This is a genomic window from Allorhizobium sp. DMC15, from assembly GCF_056314065.1.
This window is the reverse complement of record NZ_JBQUZB010000001.1, coordinates 584,391-597,039: the sequence shown is the minus strand read 5'-3', so window position 1 is coordinate 597,039 and position 12,649 is coordinate 584,391. Positions and strand designations below refer to the sequence as shown.

General features: G+C 60.2%; 13 protein-coding genes. All 13 read right to left on the bottom strand.

Going from position 1 to position 12,649, the window contains the following annotated elements; genetic code table 11:
- Positions 1–15 precede the first annotated feature (15 nt).
- Positions 16–471 carry a flagellar hook assembly protein FlgD gene (gene flgD, locus ACT53S_RS02950; RefSeq protein WP_113377203.1) on the bottom strand — a complete coding sequence of 152 codons (456 nt, stop codon included), beginning with the start codon at positions 469–471 and terminating at the stop codon, positions 16–18.
- A complete protein-coding gene (gene flbT / locus ACT53S_RS02945) occupies positions 462–911 on the bottom strand; it encodes a flagellar biosynthesis repressor FlbT (protein ID WP_113377202.1) in 450 nt (149 codons plus the stop codon). Before flbT ends, flgD begins: the two co-directional genes overlap by 10 nt.
- Positions 908–1,255, bottom strand: a complete 348-nt coding sequence (gene flaF, locus ACT53S_RS02940) for a flagellar biosynthesis regulator FlaF (protein ID WP_113377201.1) — start codon at positions 1,253–1,255, stop codon at positions 908–910. The genes flbT and flaF overlap by 4 nt, the downstream gene beginning before the upstream one ends.
- Positions 1,256–1,291: 36 nt before the next feature.
- Positions 1,292–2,356, bottom strand: a complete 1,065-nt coding sequence (locus tag ACT53S_RS02935; protein ID WP_476065855.1) for a flagellar hook-associated family protein — start codon at positions 2,354–2,356, stop codon at positions 1,292–1,294.
- 6 nt (positions 2,357–2,362) lie between these two features.
- The gene (gene flgK, locus ACT53S_RS02930) at positions 2,363–3,817 is read right to left on the bottom strand and encodes a flagellar hook-associated protein FlgK (protein ID WP_210244136.1); all 1,455 of its coding nucleotides are present in this window, start codon (positions 3,815–3,817) and stop codon (positions 2,363–2,365) included.
- Between the two features lie 21 nt (positions 3,818–3,838).
- Positions 3,839–5,044, bottom strand: a complete 1,206-nt coding sequence (locus ACT53S_RS02925; protein ID WP_476065854.1) for a flagellar hook protein FlgE — start codon at positions 5,042–5,044, stop codon at positions 3,839–3,841.
- A 130-nt stretch (positions 5,045–5,174) separates the two neighbouring features.
- The gene (rem, locus tag ACT53S_RS02920; RefSeq protein WP_113377197.1) at positions 5,175–5,846 is read right to left on the bottom strand and encodes a transcriptional activator Rem; all 672 of its coding nucleotides are present in this window, start codon (positions 5,844–5,846) and stop codon (positions 5,175–5,177) included.
- A gap of 280 nt (positions 5,847–6,126) precedes the next feature.
- The gene (locus tag ACT53S_RS02915) at positions 6,127–6,708 is read right to left on the bottom strand and encodes a transglycosylase SLT domain-containing protein (RefSeq protein ID WP_476065853.1); all 582 of its coding nucleotides are present in this window, start codon (positions 6,706–6,708) and stop codon (positions 6,127–6,129) included.
- Positions 6,632–8,047 carry a flagellar hook-length control protein FliK gene (locus ACT53S_RS02910; RefSeq protein WP_476065852.1) on the bottom strand — a complete coding sequence of 472 codons (1,416 nt, stop codon included), beginning with the start codon at positions 8,045–8,047 and terminating at the stop codon, positions 6,632–6,634. The genes ACT53S_RS02915 and ACT53S_RS02910 overlap by 77 nt, the downstream gene beginning before the upstream one ends.
- 1 nt (position 8,048) lies before the next feature.
- Positions 8,049–9,377, bottom strand: a complete 1,329-nt coding sequence (gene motC, locus ACT53S_RS02905) for a chemotaxis protein MotC (RefSeq protein WP_476065851.1) — start codon at positions 9,375–9,377, stop codon at positions 8,049–8,051.
- A gap of 3 nt (positions 9,378–9,380) precedes the next feature.
- Complete coding sequence (locus ACT53S_RS02900; protein ID WP_113377193.1) at positions 9,381–10,706, bottom strand: MotB family protein; 1,326 nt, start codon at positions 10,704–10,706, stop codon at positions 9,381–9,383.
- A complete protein-coding gene (locus ACT53S_RS02895) occupies positions 10,703–11,353 on the bottom strand; it encodes a FliH/SctL family protein (protein ID WP_142073944.1) in 651 nt (216 codons plus the stop codon). Before ACT53S_RS02895 ends, ACT53S_RS02900 begins: the two co-directional genes overlap by 4 nt.
- A 264-nt stretch (positions 11,354–11,617) precedes the next feature.
- Positions 11,618–12,586 carry a flagellin N-terminal helical domain-containing protein gene (locus tag ACT53S_RS02890; RefSeq protein WP_113377191.1) on the bottom strand — a complete coding sequence of 323 codons (969 nt, stop codon included), beginning with the start codon at positions 12,584–12,586 and terminating at the stop codon, positions 11,618–11,620.
- Positions 12,587–12,649 lie beyond the last annotated feature (63 nt).

Here is a 12,649-nt window from a genome sequence, read left to right as displayed (position 1 = left end):
AGAAGGCCTAGCATTTTACGAGCCGGTCGTCGTGGTCGCCGGCTTGGTTCCGACGCGGACACCGACCGTAATCGGAATTTCCTTGCCGTCGGTGGTCATCGCAACCATCGTATCGGAATAGACCCGCACCGAGGCCACGACGCCGGTGGTCTTTTCATCGGCGCTGGTGATCGTCTGGCCGATGTAGGAGGAGGCGCTGTTCAGAGCATTGCCCTTGATCAGCGTTTCAAGATTGGTGTTTGTCTGGATCGTCTGCTCGACCTGGGAGAAGGTTGCCAGCTGGGCGATCTGCTCGCTGGCCTTCATCGGATCGGTGGGATCCTGGTTCTTCATCTGGGCGATGAGCAACTGAAGGAAGTTGTCATAATCCAGCGAAGCCTTGGCCGACGCCGAGGATGCCGCGTTCTTTGTCGTCGACGCGGTTTCCTGCGTCGTTGTCGAACTGGCGCCTGTAACCGGGTCTACCGCCATGGCGCAATCTCCTTGCGAATCTGCTCGATGGTCGCCGGCGCCATTTCCTGGTTGTTGAGGATCTTGTCCTCGATCGGATAGAGCGAGCGAATGGCCTTCAGGGCGTCAAAGGCGCGGCCGGACGATACCATGCCGTCGATGCGCTTGAGTTCGGCCAGGATCTCTTCGTTTTCGAAGCACGACAGCAGCATGATCACCGACTTGCGGAACATGGCCAGGGACTGGTCCTTGCCCTCGGGATTGATCAGCATCATCTGGGCGATGAAGTAGAGCTGCCGAAGCGGCGTCGTGGCCTGCTCGGGCTGGAGGACGTGGTTTTCCAGAAGGAAGGTCACGTCGTTGAGAAATTCGAGAGCCACCTTGCGGTCGACGCGCAGAACCGCCCCGTTGATAAAAATACGTTCGCCCGACTTGAGCGAGATGCGCAAAGTGCTCTTCATTTAAGTCCATCCCTGATGATGGTTGTCACGTCGATGATGCCCTGGAAATTTGCGGACTGGCGCTTCCGGATCCGGTCGCATTCCTTCAGTATCCAAATGGCTATGGAGATCAGATTGGCGCGAACGTCGTCGGCCAGCTGATTTTCGGGGTTCTGCAGGTCCTCGATCAAACGGACCCACACCCGCCGGGTATAATACAACGCTTCGATCGCATCCCGGCCGTAGCCGCTCTTGTCGCGAGCGGCGCTCAGAAGCTGGATGCAACGGTCAAGGGCCTGGCGTTCGCGTTCCTTCGCGTCGGCAACGCCATCTTCCATGATTTCGGCGTATGAGAACTGGTACATTCAGTTGCCCTTCAGTTTCATTTCACCCTTTGCTCATCAAAGGTAATTGACAAGGCTCAGCGCCTGTATCTTGGAGGTCAGCGTGTAAGATGCTTCCACCATGGACAGCAAACTGTTAACGCGCGTCGACGCTTCGTATGCATCGACCTCGATCTTGCTGGAAAGACTGGTCTCTATGATGTCGACCTGGATCTGCAGCGACGCATCCGCCTTCTTGATCCGGTTCTCCGAAAGGCCCAGTTCAGAGCGGGTCGAGTTGATGCCGGTGATGGCCTTTCCGGTGTAGCCGATGGCCGCGTCGACCGCCACCGAAACAGAGTCAGCGGGTGCGCCGATCTGCAGCAATTCCTGGGTGATCACGGAAGCCAGAGCGAAATAGCGGAAGCCGTTCGCATTGGCGGATGCCGACGTGTTGACCGTTTCCGACTGAGTGATCCGGCTCGTCATCACCGTGTCCGTGGCGCCCGACCAGTCGGTGTTCCAGTCCGTGCCGGAATACATGGGCTCCAGCGTCGAGGAGATGAAATCCTCCATACTGGGCGAAGGACCCTTTGCGACGATTGTTGCGGTGTTGACGGTATCGGTCGATGCAAAGCCGAAATAGCCGAAGAATGCTGCGTCGAACGCCACCTTCGCATTTGAGGTGGGGGTATAGTCGGCGAGCGGCTGAACGTCCGTGTTGATGCCGGCGAACAGGAACTCGCCATTGGCCGACTGGTTGGCCATGCTGATCATCGTCGACAGCGAGTTCTTCACCGTCATGACGGTCGTGTTGATCGTGTCGCTGTTGGATGCGCCTGCGATCGTGATCAGCGAGGTGTTCATGTCCTCTGCCGCCTTGGCGATCTGGTTCAGGGCTTCCTGCGATGCCGAGAGACGCTGCGTGGCGATCGAGTTGTTGCTGATCATCGAGGTCAGCCGAAGGCTTTCCCGGTTGAGATCGACGACCGTCGAGGTCTTGCTGCCAAGCTCCGCGCCGACATCGGCGAAGTAGCCGGTGCTGACTTCTTGCTGCGACTTGAGCAGCTCGTTCTGAGCCTGGCGGATGGTCAACCGCATCGCAGTTTGAGTTGAGAGGTTGGAGACGCTGGACGTCGACATCAGGAATTATCCCGCCATTTCGAGTACGGCCTTCAGCATCTCGTCAACGGTGCTCACGAGCTTGGCTGCGGCCTTGTAGGACTGCTCTACATCGAGCAGCAGCGATAGTTCCTCGTCGAGGCTGACGGCCGTCTTGGAGGAGTAGGTCTGGAAGCTGCGCTCATAGAGCGCCGTCTTGTTTTCGTTTGCAGTGGTCGCGTTGGAGCGAAGCTCCTCAAGCCAGCCGATCGAGTTGCTGGAGAAGGACAGGACGCTTGCCGTGGTCTTCAGATCCGCATCGGCGGAGAAGGCGCGTTCGGCAGAGAGCGCATCCACATAAGCATTGATGAGGTCGGTGTAGCCCGACGCACCGTCGGTGTTGCGGACGTAGCCGGCACCGTTGATGCCGCCGTCGCGGATCAGCATCGGATCTCCGCCGGCATCCGAGCGAACGGCCGGGTTGACCCGGATCAGGGCTGCAAGACCAGGCTGGACCGTGCCCGTCGCCGGAACCGTTCCAGTCGGCCAGGTGAAAAGGCCTGGCAGTTCGTTGAGACCGCCTGCGTCTGTTTCGGCGAAGGCTTCGATCAGGCCGCGCGCCACTTCGTCGAGCTGCGTCTGGAAGGTCGGTGCGATTTCGTCGCGCAACTGCACCAGAGCTGCCAGCGAGCCCTTGGCGTCGGTATTGCCGCCGACACCGGCACGCACCGGGATGCCATCGATGTAGACCGGATTTCCGGTGACAGTGGAATCGTAGGTGTAGGTGCGCGCGAACGTCACTTCACGTGGGTCGGTCTCGAAGAGCGTCGTGCCATCAGAGGTGTAGAGCACCATGTCGCTGTTGTCGCGCATGTTGACGCTGACGCCGACGATCTTGGAAATGTCCTTCAGAAGCGTGTCGCGGCGGTCGAGATAGTTACTCGGGTCTTCGCCTGTTGCCGTCATGCGGACGACGGTGTCGTTGACGGTCTTGAACTCCGCGAGGAGTTTGTTCAGGGACTCGACCTGCTGGAAGATCTGGGCATCCGCTTCCTGGCGGACGTCCTGAACGGCAACAGTCGCATTGTTCAGAGAATTCGCCACGTCGATTGCATCGGTGACAACGGTCGAGGCGAGTGCATATTCGCCGGGAGCGGCCGCAAACGACTGCAGGCTGCTCTGCAGGTTGGCGAGATAGGTCGATGTCGACAGCTCGTAGTCGTTTCCGCCCAGGGCGTCGGACAGTGTGCCCAGGCCCTCGAGCAGTGTCGATTGTGCGCTTTCCTCTGAGGTCGACGAGGAAAGCTGCCGCAGCAGCGCCATGTGCTGCGACCGTTCGTTCTGAGTGGTCGATGCGCCATAAACCGTCTGCACGACCACGGGCTGCCGGCGAACATAATTCTCGTTCCCGTCATTGGCGATGTTGGTGGACAACACCGCCGTCTGCTGGGACGTGTTCCGGAAGATCGAATTGGCCGTATTAAGCGACGATGCAAGCGACATAGGACTAACCTACTCTTTCCATTATCTCTTCAGGTTGACCAGGACTTCCATCAATTCGGAGCCTGTCTGGAAAACCTTAGAGTTTGCGGTGTAATTCCGCTGGGACTCGATCATCGCCGTCAGTTCCTCGGCGACGTCCACGTTGGAGTCTTCAAGAGCGCCGGAAATGATCGATCCAAAGCCGCTGGAGCCAGCATAGCCAAGGATGACGACACCCGAATTGTTGGACTGGGTGTAAAGGTTACCAGCGACGGGATTGAGATTGTCCGGGCTCTGGACACTGGCCATGGCGACGCGGAACTTGGGAACCAGGTCGCCGTTTTCATAAGCAACCGAGACCACGCCCTTTTCATCGATCTCGTAACCCTTGACCTTGGACGCCGCGTTACCGTCAACCTTGCCCACTTCGACCGAGAAGCTCGATGCGAGCTGGCTGGTGCCGCCGATCTGGAGCGTGATCTGAGGGACTGCTGCACCGCTGATCGTAAACGGATCCAGATCGACTTCGCCGCTGGCAGGAGTGATGAGCTGGCCATCGGTGTCGAACTGCAACGTCGTCGCGGCCAATACCGTGGCCGGGGTTCCCGGGCCGGTGGCCGTGACGGACCACTCGTTGTCGGTGACCTTCGTGTAGGTGAATTCGATCAGGCGGCTCGAACCCTGGCTGTCGAACACCTTCAGCGACGTCTTCTGCTCAAAACCGTCGGCCGCGCCGTTCGGCAGGTTGACGTTGAGCGTGCCGGTCGTCGAAGCGACGGCGGAGATGCCGGAGCCGGAGAGATCGACCGGCTGCAGACCGTCAAAACCGTTGACGACGATGGTCGGGTCGGTGGTCGAGTCGTATTCGTAACCCTGCAGGGTGTAGCCAGCCGTGTTCTTGAGCGTGCCGTCGTCCTGAAGAACGAAGGAACCCGCACGGGTGAGATAGGGCGTGCCGTCGCCACCCTTGACGATGAAGAAACCGTCGCCGTTGATGGCGAGGTCCGTCTCGGACGTCGTGTAGCTGAACGTGCCCTGGCTGGCGATGGAGTAGCGAACGTCCGTCTCCACGCCGCCGGAATTGTAGGCTCCGTTGGTGGTCGGCAAAATCATGGATGAAAACTGAACCGAGGCCTTTTTGTAGCCGACGGTGCTGGAATTGGCGATGTTGTCAGCGACAGTGCTCAGCCGGTTGGACTGGGCATTCATGCCGGAGACACCCGTTCGCATGGTTCCGTAAAGGCTCATATTGAAATCCTCGTTTCCGTAGTCATGTAGAGGGTATGAGGTGGGCCTTGCGTGAAGCTGTCTGGCATTGCGGCTCTCGACCCAAATCGTTCAAGAGCCGCCGCAGCGGCGATCCGGCTTGGGCGCCGGATCAGCTCCAGTCGATGCAGTATCCCAGGAAGCGCTTGGAATCGACCGGATCGAAACCGAGCTTCTTGCGCAGCTTCTTGCGCAGCTTCGAGATATGGCTTTCCACGACGTTTTCCTCGACCTCTTCGTCGAAGATGCCGTAGATCGCGTTGAAGATCTGGGTCTTGGAAACGCGCCGACCGCGGTTTGCGACCAAATACTCCAGGATGCGGCGCTCGCGGCGCGGCAGCGGGAAGATGTCGCCGGCGATCTCGGGATCGCGACCGTCAGAGAAAACCTTGATCGGACCGATCTCGGTGAAGTTGGTAATCGCACGCAGGCGGCGGCGGATCGCCGCGGCCCGAGCCAGGATTTCACGGGGGTGAACAGGTTTACGAACCACGTCGTCCACGCCGCAGTCGAACAGCGCGAGCGTCGCCTCCAGCGACGGCTGATCGCTGACCGCGATCACCGGCGCCTGGGTCCTGTCGCGGATTGCCCGCGGCAATTCCAGCATGGCTTCGCCCTGCCCGATCAGGAAGGCTTCAACCGCTGCAATGTCGGAATCGGCCGCCGTATTGACCCATTCCCCGAATTCTCTTGGGTCAAATCCGGTCGAAGGAATCCCCTCGCGCCCAAATAAAGATGTGTACCCGTCTTTCACGAGCTCGCGCTCATCAACCACGACGATCATTCAGCCGCCTCCGAATCAGTGTGGTGTTTCGATAGGCTATGGGTACGAATCGTGCGATTCAGGGACAACTAGGTAAACTTAATGACAGATATTAACAATTGATTAAGGGTTTGGTGCCGATTTGAACTAGATCTAGTATGTTGGACGAGATGTTAACACAATTTTTTAGTGGAAAAGTTAACACAAGCTTCGCGCAAGCTCTTGCTTTGCCGCATTTCGACGCAGTCTTGCCACATTCCGCAAATCGCAGTGTGGAGCTCTGTCAATCAATTTCTAATTGCTATTCACCGCAAAATTGCCGCGCCGGCGGCGTCCAGTTTCCATAGCCTGTCGCGACCAAATTTGCGATCACGCGACACACGTAGCGCTTCTGCGCGGGATCGTTGTTTGGCCCGGCGTGATAGCGAGCGACCGCCATCGTCCAGGTTTCGTGACGCCGATGCAGGTTGGTCAGGAACCGCGCTGCGTAGTCGACATTGCGGTGCGGGTCAAACATCGCCTGTACAGAGGTGAAATGTTCGCCATGGAAGTGCTGGTTGATCTGCATGCATCCGACATCAATCAGCTTGGCTCCGCCGTCTCGTGCGCGCTGGAAGGCGTTCAGTGCCTCCTCCAACCCGTCGAAATAGTAGGCTTTCCCCTCTACGTTCAGAGCATAGGCCTGCAGGCTCCCCTTGCGGCCCGTTTCCGTCAGGCCGACGGAATACAGGATGCCCTCCGGGATGCCGTATCGGGCTGCTGCAGCGCTGATTTCTCGCTCGCAACTACCATTGCTCGCGGAAGCGTCAGAGGTAAAGCTGACCAGGGCGAGTGCCGCGAGCGTCAGGAGACTGGATCTCGGTCTGCTGCACCACTCTCTCATCTGCCACCCTCGTGCTGCTGGTGTTTTCTCCCCGCGCGCGGCCGTCACTTCCCTGACCGCCGGGCTGGAATGTCTGCTGGCCTGGTTGCTGGCCCGCCGCGCTGTTCTGGCCGGCATCAGCGCTGCGATCGACGGACGAGACCTGCATGTTGACCTGAACGTGGTCAACGGTCAGTCCCTGCGCGCGCAAAGCCTTCAGGATGTCGCTCGTGTCGTTCGACAGCTGACGCAGGGCTGCCGGATTGTCCACGGTCAGTTGAACGCTCAATTCTTCGCCTGTCAGCCTGAGCGTTGCCGTCACGCTGCCGAGTTCGATCGGGGTCATCTGCAGCTTCAGTGTGTTGACCACCTTGCCGTGGCCTGACTGGGCGGCTGCATTCGCCAGTTCGGAGCCCGGAGACATGGCGTTGATCCATTCACTGTCGCCCAGCATGGCAGCCGTGATAGCCGCACCATTCGTGGACGAGGCGGGCGCGATGAAACGGCGTGCCTCGACGACGGTGATGGTCTCGACAGGCGTGCTGTCTGCGGAGTCGTCAAGCCGTCCGGTCTGCTCGTTCTGCAGGCCCACGGGTTGTCCCTTGCCGTCACCTCTGACAACCCGGAACGTGCGCTCTGGATCCGCATCCTGATCCTGGCCGTTTGCAGCGTCATCCGCTGCTGTGCCCATGCCGGCCGAGATGGCTTCCAGTAATGCGGCCTGGTTCTTCGGCTCGCCGGGAAGTTTCGCGGTATCGTCGGCTTCACCGGCGACATCATCTGACTTTGCCTCTTCGCGGGGCGCACCAGCGAGCAAGCGCAAGACATCGGCGAGGTCAGGAGACTTTGCGTCACCGGCGGTGATCTGGTCAGTAGACGCTTCCGTTGCCGTCTCGCCTTCTGTGACCGGCTTCTTCTCGCGCGCACCCGCAAGGGCCTTGGCCAGTTCCGCCTTCGACACGGCATGCTCGGGATGGTCGTCATTCGCGGACTTCGGTCCATCCTCCGACGGGTTCTTTGCCTTCGAACGCGCGGCGGCGAGCAACCGGGCCAGTTCGTCCGTCGACAGATCGCCGATGTCCGACAACGTCTCTTCAGCAGAGGTCACCGAGTTCGCGGAGATATCGATGACCGGCCGCTTCGGGCGCTCATCGACCGCGTGCTTTCCAGCATCGCCATCATGGGCTTGCCCCACCTGATCATCTTCGCTCTGCCATCCCGACTTTTCCTGGTTGCCGGAGTTGGAGAGCACCTTGGAGAAGCTGTCGTCCTGCGCCTGATCCGCTCGCGTGCCGGGCCCCGATTGCGATACGATTGCGCCCGGTGCGGGCGTCGGGGGTGCCGATAATGCATCCAACATGTCAGGGGCCTTCCTTCTTGAGAAGATCGTCGATGGCATCGAGCTTGGAGCGCCCGGCATCGACGAAGGTGCGCAGTTCCGGATCTATGGTGGGGGATGTCTGAGGCTCAGCCGCTGCAGGCTGCACGGTCGCGGGCGCCGCCTCGGCCCCATTGGGAACCGCAGCTTCAGCCTGGGGCGGAGCCGCCAGCGGATCCTGCAGCTCTGGATCAGCGGCCGCTGCTTCGGCATCAGCAGTGGATGCATCTGCCGGCGCTGCCTGAGGCGGTTCGACCGGAGCCTGCGGTTTGCGCAGCACTTCCTTTGCGACCGCCTCTGCGGCCTGACGCAAGGCGCGGTCCTTGGGCGAAAGGGCATCTTCGGGAATAGCCAATATGGCAGCCATCGCGTCATCGACCTTATCGGTCGGGATGGTCACCAGGCTTCCATAGAGCTTTGCCAGCGCATCTGCCCCCGCACCATCGCCAGAGAGCGCCTTGGCTTGATCCGAGGCCATGACCGCGAGTTCGCGCCGACCGGCGATGGCTGCCTGCCGGGCGATCCTGAGATAGACTTCGCGCCGGCGGTCCACGTCCATGTAGCCTAGCGTCGCTTCAATGTCTTCGGGTTTCAGAACGTCGTAATGCTCGACGACGAAGCGCACGAAAAGATCGGCGAACTGGCTCGCATAGGGAGAATAGAGGAAGCGACGGGCATAACGATTGGCATAGCCGGACGCCTTGTCGACGATCTTCGCATCGACAGCGACGGCAAGCGAACGTCGCAGCGCCGCTTCCTCCACAATGGTTCCGGGAGCCGTCAAACGCGCCCAGTCATAGAATTTCAGCGACCCGGCAGGATCCTTGGCGATCGTCACGTTGCCGGCGACCAGCGCCAGATAGGGCGCAATGTCGGCGTCCTTGTATTCTTTGACCATCTCGCCCAGCGTCTTGGCGATCAGGGTGCCCTTGCCGCTCAGATATTTACGCAGGGCATCGGCAATGCGATTATCGAAATTTCCGTCGACATCGCGTGCCACGAGAAACTCCAGCGTCGCGGGATTGCCGCCACTCATGGCATAGATCAGGGCCGCGTCGACATTGCGAGGATCGGCAAAGATGGCCGGATCGGCGGAGCGCAAGCGCTTGTCGATGGCTCCCAGCATGAACCGCTGCATTTCGGCCGCCGAATGATCGCCTCGGACGACGGTGTCCTGCACGAACTGCAGGGAGCGCAGCATACGATATGGCTCGATGGTATCGTCCGTGCTTTGGGCATAGGCTGCAAGGCCGCCCGAAAGGGCAGCCGCTGCGCAGGCCAACAAAGCGAGGGAGAACCGCCGGATCCTCATGGCTTATCCCTGTTCTCCCTGGATCAGGATCTCGATGCGACGATTGGCATCGGCCAGCGGGTCGGTCGGAACCTGAAGACGCCTGTCCGCAAAGCCGGAAACCTGCTCAATGCGATCTTCCTTCAGACCACCGCGGACCAGCATGTAATACGCGCTGTGTGCACGCGCCATCGAGAGACGCCAGTTGTCGTTTTCGGTACCCTTGAACTGGCGGCCATCGGTGTGTCCGCGAATGACGATCTGGCCGGGCCGGTCCTGCAACAGCTTGCCAATCCGCTCCATGGCCAGGACCATTTCACGCTGTGGTACTGCCGAACCGACATTGAACATGGCAGCATCGCTCTGGTCGCTGATGGTGACGAGAAGCCCGCCTTCGGCCGGGGTGACGATCAACCCCTCGGCAAGCTTGCCGGCTGTCCCGCCAATTGCCTTTTCGATATCCTGCTTCAGCTGATCGGCCGCCTGGAGTTCCGCCTTGGTTGCAGGCGGTTCCGACGCTGGATCGGCAAGCTTGGCTTCTTCCGTCTTGCCGTCCTCTGGCTTTTCACCCTCGGCTGCCGGCGGCTTCGCTTCCGCCTGGCTGCTCTCCGCCTTCATATCCTCAGGCGTCGGCTTCTGCCCCGGGACGACGAGCGCGATCTGCTGCTCCGGCTCGGTGGACGGCTCTGACTGGTCTTGCTGTTGCTGTGACGCTGTCTGCTGTTGCTGATCCGAGGGCGTCGTGGCGTCGGTCGGCTTTCCGGCCGGTCCATTCGCCGTCTGGACCTGCTGGGTCCAGAAATCAGGATCAAAGGGGTCGCGATAGGCCTCACCGCCCTGGGCACCGGTCGAGGGCCCTGAATCGGCAGCACCACCCTCGCCCTTGGCGCTGACATTGGCCTGCTGGCCGACTTCCTGGGCAATCTCGGCCAGAACCGAATAGGGGTTCTCGAAGAAGTCGGCTTCCGAGTAGTTGGAGTTCTCGCCCGAGGATGCAGTCATATCTTCGCCCGTGGCCGCAGCGGCGCCGACGCGCGTCTCGTCATCCTCGACCTTCGACCGTTCCTTCTTTTCCTCGCCTTCCGCCTGATCAACGGGCTTCTTCAGACCCTTTTCGGTCGGCTTCTCGTCCGAGAGCTGGATCGGATTGAAATAGCTTGCCACGGAGGCCTTGGTTTCCTCGTTTGCAGCGTTGACGAGCCACATGACGAGAAAGAACGCCATCATCGCGGTCATGAAGTCGGCATAAGCGATCTTCCACGCGCCACCGTGAGCACCATCGTGGTCGCCCTTGTGGCGCTTCACGATGATGATCTCGTTCTTGCCGTGGTGGTGATTCTCGTCGCTCATGAAAGCACTTTCTTCAGGCTCGCGCTGAAGGCGGAGATGCGGGTCACGAGCGCCGCGTCGCCGAATTCAGCCGTCAGGTCCAGATCCGGGCCGTCGATGTGGTGCAACATTTCCGCGTGATCCGGCAGTTCGGACAGCAGTTTCTCGAACAGTTCACGCGGCCCGCGGACCCGGATCGTGCCGGCTTCGCCGCCTGAGATGGCGGATTGAAGTTGCTCGGCCAATTCATCGATCGCCCGTTCGACGATCCCTTCTTCGATCAGCGGTGCCAGTGCCTCAGCAACCTGTTCACTGACGCTGAGCGAAAGCTGCTTCACGACCTCAGGAAGTTGAACGGCCAAAGCGGCCGCGAACTCGTCCCTGAGGCGCTGCTCCGTCTCGGCCAATGCTTCGGCATGGGCCGTCTCCAACGCTTGTCGCTCGGCTTCGAACCGCTCGGATGCCGCTTGTTCGCCGGCTTCATGTCCCTGCGCGTAAGCCTCGTTGCGCACCGCTTCGAGATCGACCGGTTCCGGCTCCGGTTCAGGGAGCGCCGGAAAGTCCATTTCAAAATCGTCCAGTCCACCGCCGAATGAGGTCTCGACCGGCTGTGGTGGGGCGGGTGGCGCCGAGAAGTCCTTCAGATATCTGGCCAGAGGCATGCTCATCGACGGAACCCTCCGTCGATGACAAGGAACGCTATGCACACGGCGCCGTGGGCGCGTGGAACATCGACATCAACAGGGCCAGAACGTTTTCTCATCTTCCGGAATCGGCTTTCGCTTCGGGGCCGCAGCTCTCGGCAGTTTTCTGCCATGGACAATGTTCAAAACTAGGGGGTCAAACTTGCGCGAAGATGAATGGGATCTCCGGCCCCATGGCCCTCGCCTCACCCGTGCCGACTGCCATGCCAGTGTGACCGGGAGTTCCGGTCAGTTCTTAAACAGCGTCAGGAGTTTTTCGGCACTGGTGTTGGCGATCGAAAGCGCCTGGATGCCGAGTTGCTGCTGGGTCTGCAGGGCCTTCAGCCGGGTCGATTCCTCGTTCATGTCGGCATCGACCAGACGGCCGACGCCCTTGTCGATCACGTCCATCAGGTTGGAGACAAAATTATCCTGCATCTCGATGCGGCTGGTGATCGCGCCGAGCGTGGCGGCCGAATCGGTCAACTGGCCGAGAAGATCATCGATCACGCTGATCATGTCGGAAAGCTGTGCGGTCGTCGTGCTGGTGTCGATCGCGATCTCCGTACCCGTTACCGGGGTCAGGGAGCCAACGTCGAGAAGATAGTAGTCACGGGCCGTGCCTGTCGGAGCACTGCTCAGTGCGTCCGCGTCGATGGCTTTGGTGAGGAAGGCGCGGCTTGCGTCCTGCGTGTCGATCAGGACGGAGTTTTCCGTATCAAAGTCAAGCGTCGTTACCTGCACGGTGCCGTCGGCGCCGCGTATGAAGGAGGATACGACCTGCTTTATTCCGAGCGGATTGACATTGGTGTTGTAAAGCCAGTTTTCACCGGAGAAGGAGGCAGACTGCGCCGAGGACACCAATTGGTCCTTCAGCTGCTTCATCTCCTCGTTGATCTTGTTCTTGTCGACGCCCGGCTCGCTGGCGGCAACCAGTTTCGCCTTGATGCTCGACATGACCTCAATGACGTTGTCGAGCGATGTGTAAGCGGTATCAACAGTCGCAGCACCAAGGCCAAGCGCGTCGGCAACCGTCGACAGTGCAGCATTGTCGGAGCGCATGGTGGTGGCAATCGACCAGTAGCCGGCATTATCCGACGCCGTTTCAACCCGATACCCCGACGACACCCGCCTCTGGGTGGTCTCGAGATTGGTATCAATCGAGCGAAGCGTCTGGAGCGCGGCCATTGCGGCCGCGTTGGTCATAATGCTGGTCATGCGTGAGCCCTCAAGCGTACGTCCGTGCGCATCCGACAAACGTCGGCAAAGACGGGTGGGCAT

Coding starts and splice junctions, on each gene's coding strand:
- flgK (WP_210244136.1), bottom strand. CDS start 3,817: ATGTCGCTTGCATCGTCGCTTAATACGGCCAATTCGATCTTCCGGAAC.
- flaF (WP_113377201.1), bottom strand. CDS start 1,255: ATGTACCAGTTCTCATACGCCGAAATCATGGAAGATGGCGTTGCCGAC.
- ACT53S_RS02895 (WP_142073944.1), bottom strand. CDS start 11,353: ATGAGCATGCCTCTGGCCAGATATCTGAAGGACTTCTCGGCGCCACCC.
- rem (WP_113377197.1), bottom strand. CDS start 5,846: ATGATCGTCGTGGTTGATGAGCGCGAGCTCGTGAAAGACGGGTACACA.
- flbT (WP_113377202.1), bottom strand. CDS start 911: ATGAAGAGCACTTTGCGCATCTCGCTCAAGTCGGGCGAACGTATTTTT.
- ACT53S_RS02915 (WP_476065853.1), bottom strand. CDS start 6,708: ATGAGAGAGTGGTGCAGCAGACCGAGATCCAGTCTCCTGACGCTCGCG.
- motC (WP_476065851.1), bottom strand. CDS start 9,377: ATGAGGATCCGGCGGTTCTCCCTCGCTTTGTTGGCCTGCGCAGCGGCT.
- ACT53S_RS02900 (WP_113377193.1), bottom strand. CDS start 10,706: ATGAGCGACGAGAATCACCACCACGGCAAGAACGAGATCATCATCGTG.
- ACT53S_RS02935 (WP_476065855.1), bottom strand. CDS start 2,356: ATGTCGACGTCCAGCGTCTCCAACCTCTCAACTCAAACTGCGATGCGG.
- ACT53S_RS02890 (WP_113377191.1), bottom strand. CDS start 12,586: ATGACCAGCATTATGACCAACGCGGCCGCAATGGCCGCGCTCCAGACG.
- ACT53S_RS02925 (WP_476065854.1), bottom strand. CDS start 5,044: ATGAGCCTTTACGGAACCATGCGAACGGGTGTCTCCGGCATGAATGCC.
- flgD (WP_113377203.1), bottom strand. CDS start 471: ATGGCGGTAGACCCGGTTACAGGCGCCAGTTCGACAACGACGCAGGAA.
- ACT53S_RS02910 (WP_476065852.1), bottom strand. CDS start 8,047: ATGTTGGATGCATTATCGGCACCCCCGACGCCCGCACCGGGCGCAATC.